The sequence below is a fragment of the Streptomyces sp. SID13666 genome (assembly GCF_010548325.1).
GTDB classification, from domain to species: domain Bacteria; phylum Actinomycetota; class Actinomycetes; order Streptomycetales; family Streptomycetaceae; genus Actinacidiphila; species Actinacidiphila fildesensis.
Genome location: NZ_JAAGLX010000002.1, coordinates 242,291 through 255,205, shown reverse-complemented (window position 1 = coordinate 255,205; position 12,915 = coordinate 242,291). Strand labels below are relative to the sequence as shown.

Below are 12,915 nucleotides of genomic sequence, written 5' to 3'. Positions count from 1 at the left end.
CACGGTCGTACGCACACCATCGCAGGCACCGGACATCGGAGTACACGCATGACAACTGGCCGCCACGGCTGCCGCCCGCGCGTCGGACCGCGGAGCGTCGTATGACGCCGCGACGTCCCGCGCTGCCGCGCTGGTTCGGTGCGGCGGAGCGGCCGCAACCAGGAACCGACGGGACACCGGACGCTGCCGCCGGTGCCCCCGCCCCGGCGATCGGCCGGCCCACCGCGGTCGCCCTGGCAGCCACCGGCCCGGGCACCGGCGAACCGGAAGCGTGCGCACCCGGCACACATCGGCTCGGCAGCACCGTGCTGCTGTGCGACCCCGGGGCCGCAGCCGAGCAGACCGACGCGCTGATCGCGCTGGCCGGCCGCGTAGAGCCGGTGCCCGGGCTGCCGACGGTGCTGGTCGCCGTGCCCGATACGGCGGCCGACGCCCTCTGGCCCGCGCTGGGCGCGGCACTGCGGCGGCTGACGGGCGAGGGCTGCGAGCGCGTCCGGCTCGTGATGTCCGGAGCGGCGGCCGGGCAGCCCGGCCATGCCTCGCCGGCCCAGCAACTCGCCGACGCCTGGCGGCTCACCGTCGTGGCGCCCGACGCGCCGGCGGTCGTGACACCCGGTGGCACCCTCTTCGTCCCCGACCCCGCCTCTCCCGGCGGCGGTTGGTGGGAATGCGCCCCCGGTCTCCCGCCCGCGCCGCTCGGCCGGCGGCACCCGGCCCCGGCCTGGCAGTCCGACATCGCCAGGATCGGGACCCGTGACGTCGGTGGCTGCGTCGTCGAACAGATACCCGCGGGCCTGCTTCTGCGACCCGCCGAGTCGTCCGCCGCGGCGGCGGGCGACCTGGCCTTCGCGGTGCCCGCCGACGCGGACCGCCCCACCCTGCTCGTCGGCAGCGCCCGCAGCCGCCCCGTACCCGCCGGGGATCTCGCCGAACTGCTCGCCGCGCTGCCGGCCCGGTCCCGCACCGCCCTGCGGCTGGCGCCCGCCGACCACCGGGACCTGCTCCCGGCCGCGTACGAGGTGGCGGACCTGCTGGGCGCGGACATCGAGGTGCTGACGGGACTGCCCCTCGCCACGTCCACCACCAGTGCCGCACCGGAGGCAGCGGAGAGCGCGACGCGGAAGACGGCGGTCCGGCGGACGCAGGTGCTGGTCGGCGGCGCCGACGGGGCCGCGCTCTGGCGCCCCTTCGTCGAGTCGGTGTCCTGCGCCCCTGTCGGTGCGGACGGCATCCGCCCGCCGGACTCGCCGATGTCCTGGCGGAGCCCGCCCATCCGCGGGGCCCGCCCCATCGGCGACGGCACCTTCGATCTGGGCGACGGCTGGAACGTCCTCCTCACCCGCTGGGGCCTGTGGTTCGGCGCCGGGGACGGGCTTCCCACGGATCTCGGCGCCCGGCCGGTGAACCCGGAGACCGCGGTGGTCGTCGTGTCCGCGGCCGGTACCGAGTCCGCCCAGGACGCGACGTTCTGGCTGGCGCTGACCGATGTGCTGGACGCGTTGGAACCGGACTTCCGCGACCACGCCCTGCTGACGGCCGAGGGCGCCTTCACCTTCCAGGACCGGCACGCGCTGCGCCGACTGGCGTCCGGCCGGCGGTTCACCCTCGCGGCGGACCCGCCGAGGGGGCACGGTTTCCCGACCGCGCGCAACGAGGCCGCCGCCGTCACCGGGGCGGTACGGCCGGAACGCGGGACAGCGCCCGAACCACTGCCGACCTCCGCTGCCGCGCCTCCCACGGGAACGGTGGCCGAGCCGGCCGCCGCCGTGGCGGCCCGCTCGGTCACCGTTGCGACGTGCGGAGTTGCGGCCGTCGCCCAGGTCGCCTCATCCCAGGCATCGCTGAGCGCCCAGCCGGCCGCGTCGCCGTCCGCCACCGGCGGTGCAGCGACCCGGGAGGGAGCGTCGACGGCGGGCCGCACCGTCGTTCCCGCCCTGTCCGTGGGACATCGCCTGGAGAACACCCGGAGCAAAGGACGATCCGAGCTGCCTGCATCCGTCCTGGCCTCGACGGCGGAGCCGCTCGTCGCACCGGACCGGACGGCTTCGCCGAACTCCGCGCCCCTCACGGGCGGCGAGTCGCCGGCGCGGGAGCCGGACGGGCAGGCAGCGGCGACACCCGCGACACCCCCGGCCCCGGTACCCCTGACGACCAGCAGCGCCACCGTGCCCTCCTTCGGCGGGGCACAGGCGTCCGTGACCGAGCCCGCGGTAGCCGCGACAGGCGGTCCCGCGACCGCTGCGGCATCTGCGGCTGCCGTGGCCGCACCGGTAGTCCGGTCGGCCGCACCGGTCCCGTCGTCCCCGGCGTCACCGCCGTCCCGGGTGCCGCCACTCCCAGTGTTGCCATCCTCGACGCCGGCACTCCCGGTGAGTGCGCCTTCGTTCTCCCCTCCCGCCGCGGAGTCCGAAGCGCTGCAGGCGGAGTCCTGGCCCGTACCGGCGTGCACCGCTGCCGACCGGGCAGCCCTTCGTGACCTGGTCGGCGACCGCTGGGAGCGGCATGCGGGCGCGGTATCCCGGGCGATGGTCCGGATGCCGGCACTGCGGGCCCGTGACGAGGACGTGGCCAGGGTCGAACTGGGCGCCGCGCACCTCTTCCTGGGTTCCGGCGACGCCGATCCGTTCGGCCCGGAAGCCCTGGTGGCGGGCATGCGGCGCGCAGACGCGGGGACCGCGGCCTATTGGGCCTGTCTGACCGCCGGACTGCGACGGCTGCCGGTGTACCGCGGCCCGGTGCTGCGAGCCTGGGACCCCGGCACCGATCCGGCCGGCGGGCAGGAAACCGGCGGATCGCTCCTGGTGCGGGAACCCGTCACCGCGCTGCCCGCAGCCTCCGCCGCCCGGTACCTTCCGGCAGCGGTGGGGCGCTACGCGGTCCACACCACGACCGGTCGCCGCACCGGCGCCCTGCTGGGTGCGCCGGACAGCGGCGGCGCTCCCGAACAGATCGTCATCCTGCCGGGCACCCGGCTGCTCGTCTGCGCCGTCCACGCCGCCACCGGAGAACTCCCCGGGCGGCTGCTGCTCCATGAGACCCCGTCCGGCGCCGGCGGACGATCGCTGCCCGCCGCGACTCTCTCCCGGCTGGAGGAGGCGGCCCGCTGCGGCACCGACCTCGCGTCCTCCGCGACCGCCTGGCCGCGGCAATGCACCGGCCGACTCGGCTCGTACCTCTCCGCCTCGTAACCCTGGAAAGCAGGTCAGCACCATGAGTACCTCTACACCTCGGACGCCTGAGAACGAGTCAGGTGACGGAGGCGGACGTCCGGCGACGAGCGGGGAGTCAGGTGCCGAGCAGGCACGCCCCGCCGTGCTGCACGCCGCCGTGCTCCCCGTCGTCAGCGGTGAACCGGGCGCGGGCGCGCTGCCCGGCGCGGCGATGCCGGGTGCCGGTATACCGGCGGTGGCCGCCGCGACCGCTGCCGCGACCGCCGCTGCCGCGACCCCATCGACCTCCGCGACCCCATCGACCTCCGCGACCCCAGCCGCGGTGCCGGTCGCTCCGGCCACTGTGGCCGCTGCCGTCACCGCGCCGGATCCTGCGACCGGCACCGTACCCGCGTCCGCGTCCGCAGCGACGGGGGAGCGGGAGCCGGCCGCGGCAGCCGCGAGTGCTCCGGAAGGCGCGACCGCTGAGGCGACGGCTGCCGCTGCCGCGACCGCGACCGCGACCGCGGAGGGCGTGGCGGAAGGCGAGGCCGAGGCGGCCGCTGTGGCCGCGGGCGGTACGGGGAGTGGTCCGCGTGGGTTGCTGGCTTCTGTGCCGGGCCGTCCGGGCAAGCCCATGCTCGCGGCGGCCGCCGTGGTGGGTCTGCTCCTGGTCGCGGTGCCGTTCCTCGTCTCGGGCTCGGACGACGCTCCCGCCAAGAACACCGCCAAACTCGCCGACGGCAGCCCGATCGGCCCCGACAGCACGCTGCCGGGCCTGGTCCCGGGCACACAGTCCTCCGCATCGCCCGGGACGACCGGTAATCCGGGCGGGGCGCCCACCCAGGGCACAGCCGGCGGTCCGCCGCAGGCCGGCGCACCGGCGGGTGACGCGCCCTCGGGCCAGGGCAACACCAACCGGCAGGCATTGCCGGACGGGCCGCCGCAGACGTCCGGTTCCGGCGGCTCCTCCGGCTCCGCCAGTTCCGGAGGCGCGTCCGGCGCGGCGCCGAACGGCTCCACCGGCGCCCCGCAGGGCCGGCCGAGCGGCAGCGGCACGACGGGCCCCGCCAACTCGCGTCCGGCGGCTTCCGTACCGGTCTTCAGCATGCTGATCGGTCCCGGTTGCGGAAGCGGCGGACTGACCGTGAAGGGCACGTACAAGGACGGCACCAAGGGCTGGCGGTACGGCAGTTCCGGCTGGATCGGCAACGGCTGCGACGGTGATTTCAACGCCATGCCGATGAGCGGTTCCGCGACCAAGGCCGACAGCGGCCAGTACGCGAGCTGGCTGTTCTCCACCGGCTCGGTGAAGAGCGGGACGTGCACGGTCTATGTGTACGTCCCGTCGTCGAAGGACATCACCATGGTGGGCGGCAACCCCGCCCACTACGCGGTCCGCGGATCGTCCTCCAGCGACCACCTCGGGTACTTCAAGATCGACCAGGCCGCGAACCCCGGCCGCTGGGTCAACGGGGGTACGTACAACATCGCGACGCCCCGGCTCGAAGTCTTCCTGGACAACCGGGGCGTGGACTGGGGCAGTGGCAACACGAACCGTCACATCGCCGTCGGCCAGGTCAAGGTGGACTGCAAGGGCAGGTGAACGACGTCCGGCCCGGCGGTGCGGCACGAGCCGTTCCGCCGGACCGGACGGGACGGCTTCCCGGTGGCGGCGGTGAAATCGCCGGCCCGGACGTCCGCGGGTCTGGGAGGATGGCTCATGATCGACATCACCTTCGCCCTCGGCGACATCACCGGACAGCACGCCGACGCGATCGTCAACGCCGCCAACTCCTCGCTGCTGGGCGGCGGGGGAGTGGACGGGGCGATCCACCGCAAGGGCGGGCCCGAGATCCTGGCGGAGTGTCGTGCGTTGCGGGCGTCCCACTACGGGAAGGGGCTGGCGACCGGCCGGGCCGTGGCGACCACCGCGGGACGGCTGCCCGCACGTTGGGTGATCCACACCGTCGGCCCGGTCTGGTCGCCGGACGAGGACCGTTCGGACCTGCTGGCGTCCTGCTACCGGGAGTCGCTGCGGGTGGCCGACGAGCTGGGAGCGCGGACGGTGGCCTTCCCGGCGATCTCCACAGGCGTGTACGGATGGCCGATGGAGGACGGGGCACGGATCGCCCTGGCGACGGTCGGGGCGGCGCAGACGGCGGTGACCGAGGCCCGGTTCGTGCTGTTCGACCAGGACGCCTACGACGTCTTCGCCGCACAGGCCTGATGCCGCCGCCCCCTTGAGGGCGGAGGGCGGCGGGCGGCGGGAGCGGGAGAGCCCGGTCAGTCGCCGAGGAGTTCCCATTCCAGCTTGGCGAGCCGGTCCGGGTCGGCGAGGAGGTTGATCTCGGTGACCTTGCCGTTGGCGACGTTGAAGCCCATGACCGAGAACAGCTGGCCGTCGGGGACCGTGACGATCCCTGGTGCTCCATTGATGAGCGCGGGCCTGGCGTAGGGGGCGTAGGCCGCGAAGGTGACCGCCTGCTGAGCCACTTCCCGTGCGCCGCGGATGAGCCGGGAGACCTTGCCGGCCTCGGAGCCGGTGCCGATGTCGGCCCGCATCAGGACGTCGGGGTGGAGCACCGCCACCAGCGCGTCGAAGTCACCGCCGCGCGCCGCGGTCATGAAGGCGTCGACGACCTCGCGCTGACGGCTCAGGTCCGCGTCGGGAGCCGGCGCCGCTCCCTGGACGCGGCGCCGGGCCCGGCTGGCGAGCTGCCGGGTCGCGGCGGAGGAGCGGTCCACGATCGGGGCGATGTCGTCGAACGGCACGGCGAACATGTCGTGCAGGACGAAGGCGAGCCGTTCGGCGGGCGGCAGCGTCTCCAGGACGACGAGCAGTGCGAGACCGACCGAGTCCGCCAGCAGCACCTCGTGCTCGGGGTCGAGTCCTTCCGCGCTGCTGATGACCGGGTCGGGCACATGGACGTCCAACGGGTCCTCGCGGCGCGTGGTGCGCGACCGCAGCGTGTCGAGCGACACCCGGGCGACGATGGTCGTCAGCCAGCCGCCCAGGTTCTCCACACCGTCGGTGCCGGCGCGGCTGGCCCGCAGCCACGCGTCCTGCACGGCGTCGTCCGCTTCGCTCAGCGAACCGAGCATGCGGTAGGCCACTGCGCGCAGATGGGTGCGGTGGGCCTCGAACCGCTCCGCGAGAAACGCTTCGTCGTTCATCGGTCACATTCTCCCGTCGCCCGGTGTCCTATCCATGACCCGCGAAGCCCCGTCGATGTGACCGGAGAACGGTCCCGGCGCGATCCTGGCACGGTCCCGGCGCGCTATTCGCTGCTCTCCGTGGTGTCGCAGGCGAGCTCCTCCCGCGGGCTGTCGCCGCACTCGCGCCCGGCGGACGGATGGTCTTCTTCGGCTCCGGTGGTGGCACGGTCCCCGCCTTCGATCTCCTCGCGGGCGCCAAGATCATCACCGGTCTCACCATGGCGCGATTCTCGGCCACCCAGCGGGAGTTGTACGACCGGCACGGCGAGCTGCTGTGGGAGCTCGCGCTGTCCGGGCGGCTGTGGCCCGCGGTGCACGCCGAGATTCCGCTGGCCGAGGTCGCGCGGGCGCACGAGATCATCGAGGCGCGGGCCAACCGCGGCAAGGTCGTTCTGATTCCTTGAGGCTCCCGGATGCGGGGCCGGCCGTGTCTGCAGCGAAGGGCCGTGTGCTGCAGACGCAGGGGACGAGGCCCGGTCCCGCCGCTCCGCTGGAGCGGCGGGACGGACCGGGGCCGCGGGCCGTACCGGTGTCGCCGACCGATCGGGCCATCGGGCCGGACTCCGGCCGGGTTTCGGAGGTCCCGCAGTGGCGCCATCAGCCCCGCGATGCCAGGGCGGCCAGCGACGCCAGCGTGTCGGGCCAGTCGGCGGTGATGCCCGGGCCGATCTGCGGTCCCGCCTCGTCGGAGCCGGCGCCGCTGATCTCCATCCGGTACACCACTCGGATCCGGTCCTGGCCGAGCCGTTCGATCCTGTGCATGGTCCGCAGCAACAGATCGCCGAACCGGGCCTCGTCGACGAACATCTCGTTCTCGACCGCCTCGGCGACGACGAGCAGTACCGGGTCGTCGCCGGGCGGCGTCATCGTGATCCGCGCGCCGGGTGCGAACGGGCCGCTGATCTCGATCTTCTCGATCTCGGCGTTCCAAGCGCCCCAGTTCTCGACGTCCGCCCAGAGCCGCCAGACCGCCTGGGGGGTGGCGCGGGTCTCGATGCTGCTCTCGTATTCCCACATGGTGGCCTCCTCGACTGGTTAATCTATCCATAGATTATCTGCGCGACGACTATCTGTCCAGCGGTTGGTGCCCCGCTTCTGCGGCGATCTACGATGCGCTGATGATCGAAGGAAACCTGGTGAGACTCCGCGCGTTGCACGCGGAGGACCTGGACCATCACGTCCGCTGGCGCAACGACCCGGAGGTGGTGCACTGGGCCACCGGCGGCGATCCGCGCTTCGGCCCCGTCACCCGGGTCGCCGTGGAGCGCGGCTTCGACACGATGCTGGGCCTCGATCCCGCCGACTCACGGGTCTTCACCGTGGAGGACCTGGTCGACGGCAGGCCGATCGGCATGGCCGACTACCGCGACCTCGACCCGTTCGCGGGGCGGGCCACGGTCGGCATCACCATCGGTGAACGGGACCGCTGGGGCCGGGGACATGGGACCGAAGCGCTGCGCCTGCTCGTGGCGCATCTCTTCGACACCTGCCGACTGCACCGGGTCGAACTCGACACCTGGAGCGGCAACGAGCGGGCCGTCCACGCCTTCGCCAAGGCCGGGTTCCGTGAGGAGGGCCGGCGAAGGGAAGCCGTGCTGGTGGCGGGGGAGTGGTACGACAACGTGCTGTTCGGGATGTTGCGCGAGGAGTGGCGGGAATCGTCCGGCGGTCCGAGCGGGCGCACGGAAAAGGATGCCGCTCCGATCGCGTGAGCCGCCGATTCTCCGGGAAGCGGCCGGGAAGAGACCAAGAGGAGGCGGGAAGAAGCCCTGAAGCGGTGCGGCCACGTCGATGGAGGAAATCCACCCGCGGCCGCGGGACGCGCCGATAGGCTCCGGGTCCGTAGCCCGCATTGCGCTGGGGAGTGATCGTATGCACGTATTCGAGGTACGCCGCGGCGAGCTGATGGAGTCGATAGCGGACCAGGCGGCGACTGCGGGCATCGCGGACGGGGCCATCGTGTCCCTGATCGGCGCGGTGGACGCTTTTACCGTCTCGACGATGTCCGGGACCGATGCCACGAAGGATCAGCGCACGTACTACACCTGTCCCGCCGAACTCGGCGGAACGGGGGAGATCCGGGACGGCGACGTTCACATTCATGCCGTTCTGGCGATAGCAGGCGATAAGGCCATCGCTGGGCATCTGCTCCATGCTCGGGTGGAAACGCACTTTGTGCGGGCCTACGTACTGTACTCCCCGCGCTTCCCGCATAGTTCGGGCGGCCGTCCGTGAACTCCCGGCGGGGCGCTATGCGGAGTCGGAGCGGGCCCCTATAGCGGCCCGGGCGGAGCACCGGATCGCTCTGTCGTGCTACCCGTCCGTACACGTGAGCGGACGGTAAGTGATTTCTATACGACCCCCCGCATTACTGCTAATCTGCGGCCTATGGCTCAGAAAATCGTAACCATTTACACCGACGACCTCACCGGCAAAGAGTCGGCGGAGGCGGCCACTCACACGTTCGCCGTTGATGGCGTTGTCTATGAAATCGACCTCGCCCCTGACAGCTTCGACTCTCTTCTCGAAGCGCTGAACCCCTTCATTGCGGCCGGACACAAGGTGGGCCGGAACAAGGGCGCGAGCGGACCGCGCAAGCTCGCCGGCGCCGGTTCCGAGGACACCGCCAAGATCCGGGCCTGGGCCAAGGAGAACGGCTATGACGTGAACGACCGCGGGCGCGTCCCCGCGGCGGTTCGCGAGGCATACGAAAAGGCGCACTGAAACCCGTACTCGTCTCGTCCTACGACGGCCCCGTCGCTCTTCCGGAGCTCCGGGGCCGTCGTCGTCCGTTGCCATGGCTGCCGTTGCCCGCGCAGCCGGAATTCCGCGTCCGCGACGACGAGTACCCGAAGTCCTTCTGTCGTCGGCGAGTTGCCGGGCCGCGGACGGTCCGCCACCCGATTCCCTCGGCAGGCTCTCAGCCTCTGACCGTCCGGCCCAGCGCCAGTTCGGCGAGGAGCGCCGCCGCGTCGCCCAGGACGCAGTCGTCGAAGGCGGCCTGCGGGGAGTGGTTGTACGCGGCGGTGGACGGGTCGCGGTCGGCCGGACAGGCGCCGAGCATCAGATAGGCCGACGGGACGAGTTCGGCGACGACGGCGAAGTCCTCGGAGCCGGCGACCGGGCGCGGCATGTCGAGGTAGCGGCCCGCTCCCAGGAGTTGGCGGGCCGTCTCGGCCGCGAAGGCCATCTCCTCGGGGTCGTTGACGGTGACCGGGTAGCCCTCGGTGACGACCGCCTCCACCGTCAGCCCGTGTGCCCGGCCGATTCCCTGGACGACCAGGGGCGCCTCCTCCAGCACGCGGGCCCGCGCCTCGGGCGAGAAGGAGCGGATGGTGGCGCCGAAGACCGCCTCGTCCGGGATGACGTTCTCGGCGGTGCCGGCGTGGAAGCTGCCGACGCTGACCACGACCGGATCGAACGCGTCGAAACGGCGGGTCACCATGGTCTGCAGTGCGGTGACGGCCGCGCAGGCGGCCGGGATCGGATCCAGGGCGAGATGGGGACTGGAGCCGTGCCCGCCGCGTCCGTGCATCGTCGCAGTGAGGGTGTCGGCCGCAGCCATGATCGGTCCGGGGCGGGTGGCGACCCAGCCGTTGGGCAGCTGCGAGGCGGCGACATGCAGGGCGTACGCGGCGACGGGCCTGCTCCCCGCTGCCTCCAGCACACCTTCCTCGATCATCAGCCGGGCGCCGCCCAGGCCCTCCTCGCCGGGCTGGAACATGAACACCACCGTCCCGGCCAGCTCGTCGCGCCGCTCGCAGAGCAGCCGTACGGCGCCGACCAGCGCCGCGGTGTGCAGGTCGTGGCCGCAGGCGTGCATCACCCCGGCCACGGCGGAGGCGTACGGCACGTCGTTGGACTCCTGCACCGGCAGCGCGTCCATGTCCCCGCGCAGCAGCACCACAGGTCCCGGCAGCGCGCCACGCAGCACGGCGGTGACGGAAGAGAGCTGCTTGCCGAGGGTGATCTCCAGCGGCAGCCCCTCCAGCGCGGCCAGCACCCTGGCCTGCGTCAACGGCAGGTCCAGTCCGATCTCCGGCTCCCGGTGCAGCGCCCGGCGCAGTGCCACCAGCTCGGCCTGGAACGTGGCGGCGGACCGGCGAAGGCCGGCATGACGGTGTGCTGCATCAGTCATGGCATCTCCTGACGAGGTCGTTCTCCCATCCTCGCCGCTATCGGGCGTCTTGGCAGGGAACGTCGAGGACCGGCCCGTCGGGGCGGGCCGTGCCCCGCCACCCCGGGCTCCCATATTTCTTCCTGAGTAGCGATGACTTTCGACCGGTGCGACGGTCAATACAGGAGCAGGGCAGAACACCGACGAAGCGAGGAGAGTCCCATGCCGCGGATCACCCCCAACCTCTGGTTCGACACCGAGGGCAAGGAGGCCGCCGAGTTCTATGTCTCCGTGTTCCCGAATTCGGAGATCACGAGCATCACGCACTACAACGACGCCGGTCCGCGGCCGGCGGGAACGGTGCTGACGGTCGCCTTCGTGCTCGACGGCCAGGAGTACATCGCGATCAACGGCGGTCCGGAGTTCACCTTCACCGAGGCGGTCTCGCTGATGATCAACTGCGCCGACCAGAAGGAGATCGACCACTACTGGAGCAAGCTCTCCGAAGGCGGCGAGGAGGGCCCGTGCGGCTGGCTGAAGGACAAGTACGGGCTGTCCTGGCAGGTCGTCCCCGCCGGAATGGACGAGCTGCTGAACGACGCGGACCCCGGCCGCGCCCAGCGGGCGATGTCGGCCGTCCTCGGGATGAAGAAGCTCGATGTGGCCGCCATCTACGCCGCCGCGGACGAGGCGTAGCCGCGAACGGTGACAACTGCGGGAGCCGCGGCGCGGGCCCGGACGGACGTTGTCCGGACGCGGCCCGCGCCGCCGCTCCGACCGCCTGCGGCTCCCCGCCACTCCCTGCGGTTCCTCGCGACGAACCGGGAACGGGCTCCAAATCGGTTCGCCGGACGGGGGGTTGCTAGGGTGCGCCGGTGTCAGTTTCTTCGCGCGATTCAGCGACCGGTGCCGGATGGCACGGCCAGGAGCCCGGCCAGTTCGAGAGCCTGATGCCGGAGCGGGTCAAAAAGCTCTCCTGGCTGAACCCGGCGACCCTGTGGAGCGCCCGCAACGGACCGCTCGCCTCCCTCTTCGGTGACCCGACCAACGAGGAACGACAACGCTGGGTGGCCCGGCAGCGAGACCGCGGGGTCCCGGCGGACTTCGTCATCGAGCGGGACGACCCGGAAACCTACTCGTTCATGCTCATCGCGGACACCGGCGAGGGCGACGCGCCCCAGTACGCCGTGGTTCCCGGACTGCTGGAGGCAGGCGAGGGCTCCCGCTTCGCGGTGCTGTCGAGTGACGTGATCTACCCCGTCGGCAGCGCCGACGACTACGGGCCCAAGTTCTTCCGGCCCTACCGGGACTACAACGCGCCGATCTACGCGATACCCGGCAACCACGACTGGTACGACGGTCTGACGGGATTCATGCGGGTCTTCTGCGAGGCACTGGCGCTGCCCGCGGCCGCCCGCCCGAAGGTACTGTCGGCCGGCTGGTGGCGGACGCTGCTGTGGAAGAGCCCGGCGGCCGCCGACGAGCAGCGGCTGGCGGAGGCGCGCTCGCTGCGGTCGGCCCCCGCGCAACAGTCCGAGCAGCCCGGACCGTACTGGGCCATCGATTCGGGGCCGCTGCGCATCATCGGCATCGACACCGGGCTGCTGGGCGGGATCGACAAGGAGCAGGGGGAGTGGCTGCGCCGCGTCTCCCAGGGCCCCAGGCCCAAGATCCTCGTGACCGGTTCACCGATATACGTGGACGACAAGTACCATCCGTGCGCCATCGAGGGCGGCGGCACCGTCGATGAGATAGTCCGCGACGCGGACTGCCACTTTGTGGCGGCCATCGGCGGTGACATCCACAACTACCAGCACTATCCGGTGGATGTGGACGGCCGCACCATCGAGTACGTCGTCTCGGGCGGCGGCGGAGCGTTCATGCACGCCACCCACATCATTCCGCGGGTGACGGTGGCCGGAGTCACCGAGCAGGATTTCCGCTGCTATCCGCTGCGCGGGGACTCGCTGGCCTTCTACAGCGGGCTCTACGGTCGGCGGTTGCGGATGAAACGATTCTTCGCACTCACCTCCGAGCAGGCGTCGGCGGTCATCGCCAAAAGGCTCGGCATTCCCCCGACACGCACGACGACGGCTGCGGTGACCCTGCGGACCCGACTGGTCGCCTCCCTTCTCGGGGTGCCCTCCCGTCCGCACGGCAGGTCCTGGTTCCGGCTCCCGGTCCGCAAGATCTACACACAGGTGCTCTCACCGGGTTCGGTGACGTACACCCCGCCGTTCTTCAAGAGCTTCCTGCGCCTGGACGTCACCCCGCAGGACCTGCGGATCCGGTGCTTCGCGGCCACCGGCTACCGCGAGCAGGAAGTCGCCCCGCCGGTCGAGGACGACTTCACGATCCCACTCGGCTGAGCGTTACCACCGGCGGGCAGTTGGCGGGGCGGACGGTGGCGCGGTGTTTCCGCCGGTTGCC

General features: G+C 72.1%; 11 protein-coding genes and 1 pseudogene. 9 read left to right on the top strand and 3 right to left on the bottom strand.

All coding sequences use genetic code 11. The annotated features are described in order from the left end of the window. The first annotated feature begins 101 nt into the window (after positions 1–101). From G3I60_RS06065 to G3I60_RS06055, 3 genes are all read left to right on the top strand, one after another. Positions 102–3,188, top strand: coding sequence for a hypothetical protein (locus G3I60_RS06065; RefSeq protein ID WP_164293902.1), 3,087 nt, complete (start codon positions 102–104; stop codon positions 3,186–3,188). Between the two features lie 124 nt (positions 3,189–3,312). Next, positions 3,313–4,755, top strand: coding sequence for a hypothetical protein (locus tag G3I60_RS06060; RefSeq protein ID WP_164293901.1), 1,443 nt, complete (start codon positions 3,313–3,315; stop codon positions 4,753–4,755). 117 nt (positions 4,756–4,872) lie between these two features. After that, positions 4,873–5,379, top strand: a complete 507-nt coding sequence (locus tag G3I60_RS06055) for an O-acetyl-ADP-ribose deacetylase (protein WP_164293900.1) — start codon at positions 4,873–4,875, stop codon at positions 5,377–5,379. Positions 5,380–5,435: 56 nt separating this feature from the next. Here the strand turns inward: G3I60_RS06055 and sigJ are convergent, their stop codons facing one another. After that, a complete protein-coding gene (gene sigJ, locus G3I60_RS06050) occupies positions 5,436–6,326 on the bottom strand; it encodes an RNA polymerase sigma factor SigJ (protein WP_164293899.1) in 891 nt (296 codons plus the stop codon). A gap of 122 nt (positions 6,327–6,448) precedes the next feature. On the opposite strand from sigJ, the pseudogene G3I60_RS06045 reads away from it, so the two are divergent. Then, a pseudogene (locus tag G3I60_RS06045) lies at positions 6,449–6,772 on the top strand (zinc-binding dehydrogenase); the annotation flags it as partial. A gap of 193 nt (positions 6,773–6,965) precedes the next feature. Here G3I60_RS06045 and G3I60_RS06040 read toward each other — a convergent pair. Next, positions 6,966–7,385: an SRPBCC family protein gene (locus G3I60_RS06040; RefSeq protein ID WP_164293898.1), complete on the bottom strand. Its 420-nt coding sequence runs from the start codon at positions 7,383–7,385 to the stop codon at positions 6,966–6,968. 101 nt (positions 7,386–7,486) lie between these two features. Here G3I60_RS06040 and G3I60_RS06035 point away from each other — a divergent pair, with 101 nt between their 5' ends. From G3I60_RS06035 to G3I60_RS06025, 3 genes are all read left to right on the top strand, one after another. Then, positions 7,487–8,080, top strand: coding sequence for a GNAT family N-acetyltransferase (locus G3I60_RS06035; RefSeq protein ID WP_164293897.1), 594 nt, complete (start codon positions 7,487–7,489; stop codon positions 8,078–8,080). 160 nt (positions 8,081–8,240) lie between these two features. Beyond that, entirely contained in the window at positions 8,241–8,603 is a 363-nt protein-coding gene (locus tag G3I60_RS06030) for a DUF296 domain-containing protein (RefSeq protein WP_164293896.1), read from the top strand. A gap of 153 nt (positions 8,604–8,756) precedes the next feature. Further along, complete coding sequence (locus G3I60_RS06025; RefSeq protein ID WP_138358523.1) at positions 8,757–9,092, top strand: Lsr2 family protein; 336 nt, start codon at positions 8,757–8,759, stop codon at positions 9,090–9,092. Between the two features lie 196 nt (positions 9,093–9,288). Here G3I60_RS06025 and G3I60_RS06020 read toward each other — a convergent pair whose 3' ends face one another. Next, on the bottom strand, positions 9,289–10,506 hold the full coding sequence (locus G3I60_RS06020; protein WP_164293895.1) for a M20 family metallopeptidase: 1,218 nt from the start codon (positions 10,504–10,506) through the stop codon (positions 9,289–9,291). Between the two features lie 201 nt (positions 10,507–10,707). On the opposite strand from G3I60_RS06020, the gene G3I60_RS06015 reads away from it, so the two are divergent. Both G3I60_RS06015 and G3I60_RS06010 read left to right on the top strand, forming a co-directional pair. Further along, a complete protein-coding gene (locus tag G3I60_RS06015) occupies positions 10,708–11,181 on the top strand; it encodes a VOC family protein (protein WP_164293894.1) in 474 nt (157 codons plus the stop codon). A gap of 179 nt (positions 11,182–11,360) precedes the next feature. After that, positions 11,361–12,854, top strand: a complete 1,494-nt coding sequence (locus G3I60_RS06010; protein WP_164293893.1) for a metallophosphoesterase — start codon at positions 11,361–11,363, stop codon at positions 12,852–12,854. Positions 12,855–12,915: the final 61 nt, after the last annotated feature.

Bases quoted from the DNA above. Each gene is read 5' to 3' on its own strand.
- G3I60_RS06065 (WP_164293902.1), top strand. From the start codon at position 102: ATGACGCCGCGACGTCCCGCGCTGCCGCGCTGGTTCGGTGCGGCGGAG.
- G3I60_RS06055 (WP_164293900.1), top strand. From the start codon at position 4,873: ATGATCGACATCACCTTCGCCCTCGGCGACATCACCGGACAGCACGCC.
- sigJ (WP_164293899.1), bottom strand. From the start codon at position 6,326: ATGAACGACGAAGCGTTTCTCGCGGAGCGGTTCGAGGCCCACCGCACC.
- G3I60_RS06040 (WP_164293898.1), bottom strand. From the start codon at position 7,385: ATGTGGGAATACGAGAGCAGCATCGAGACCCGCGCCACCCCCCAGGCG.
- G3I60_RS06035 (WP_164293897.1), top strand. From the start codon at position 7,487: ATGATCGAAGGAAACCTGGTGAGACTCCGCGCGTTGCACGCGGAGGAC.
- G3I60_RS06030 (WP_164293896.1), top strand. From the start codon at position 8,241: ATGCACGTATTCGAGGTACGCCGCGGCGAGCTGATGGAGTCGATAGCG.
- G3I60_RS06025 (WP_138358523.1), top strand. From the start codon at position 8,757: ATGGCTCAGAAAATCGTAACCATTTACACCGACGACCTCACCGGCAAA.
- G3I60_RS06020 (WP_164293895.1), bottom strand. From the start codon at position 10,506: ATGACTGATGCAGCACACCGTCATGCCGGCCTTCGCCGGTCCGCCGCC.
- G3I60_RS06015 (WP_164293894.1), top strand. From the start codon at position 10,708: ATGCCGCGGATCACCCCCAACCTCTGGTTCGACACCGAGGGCAAGGAG.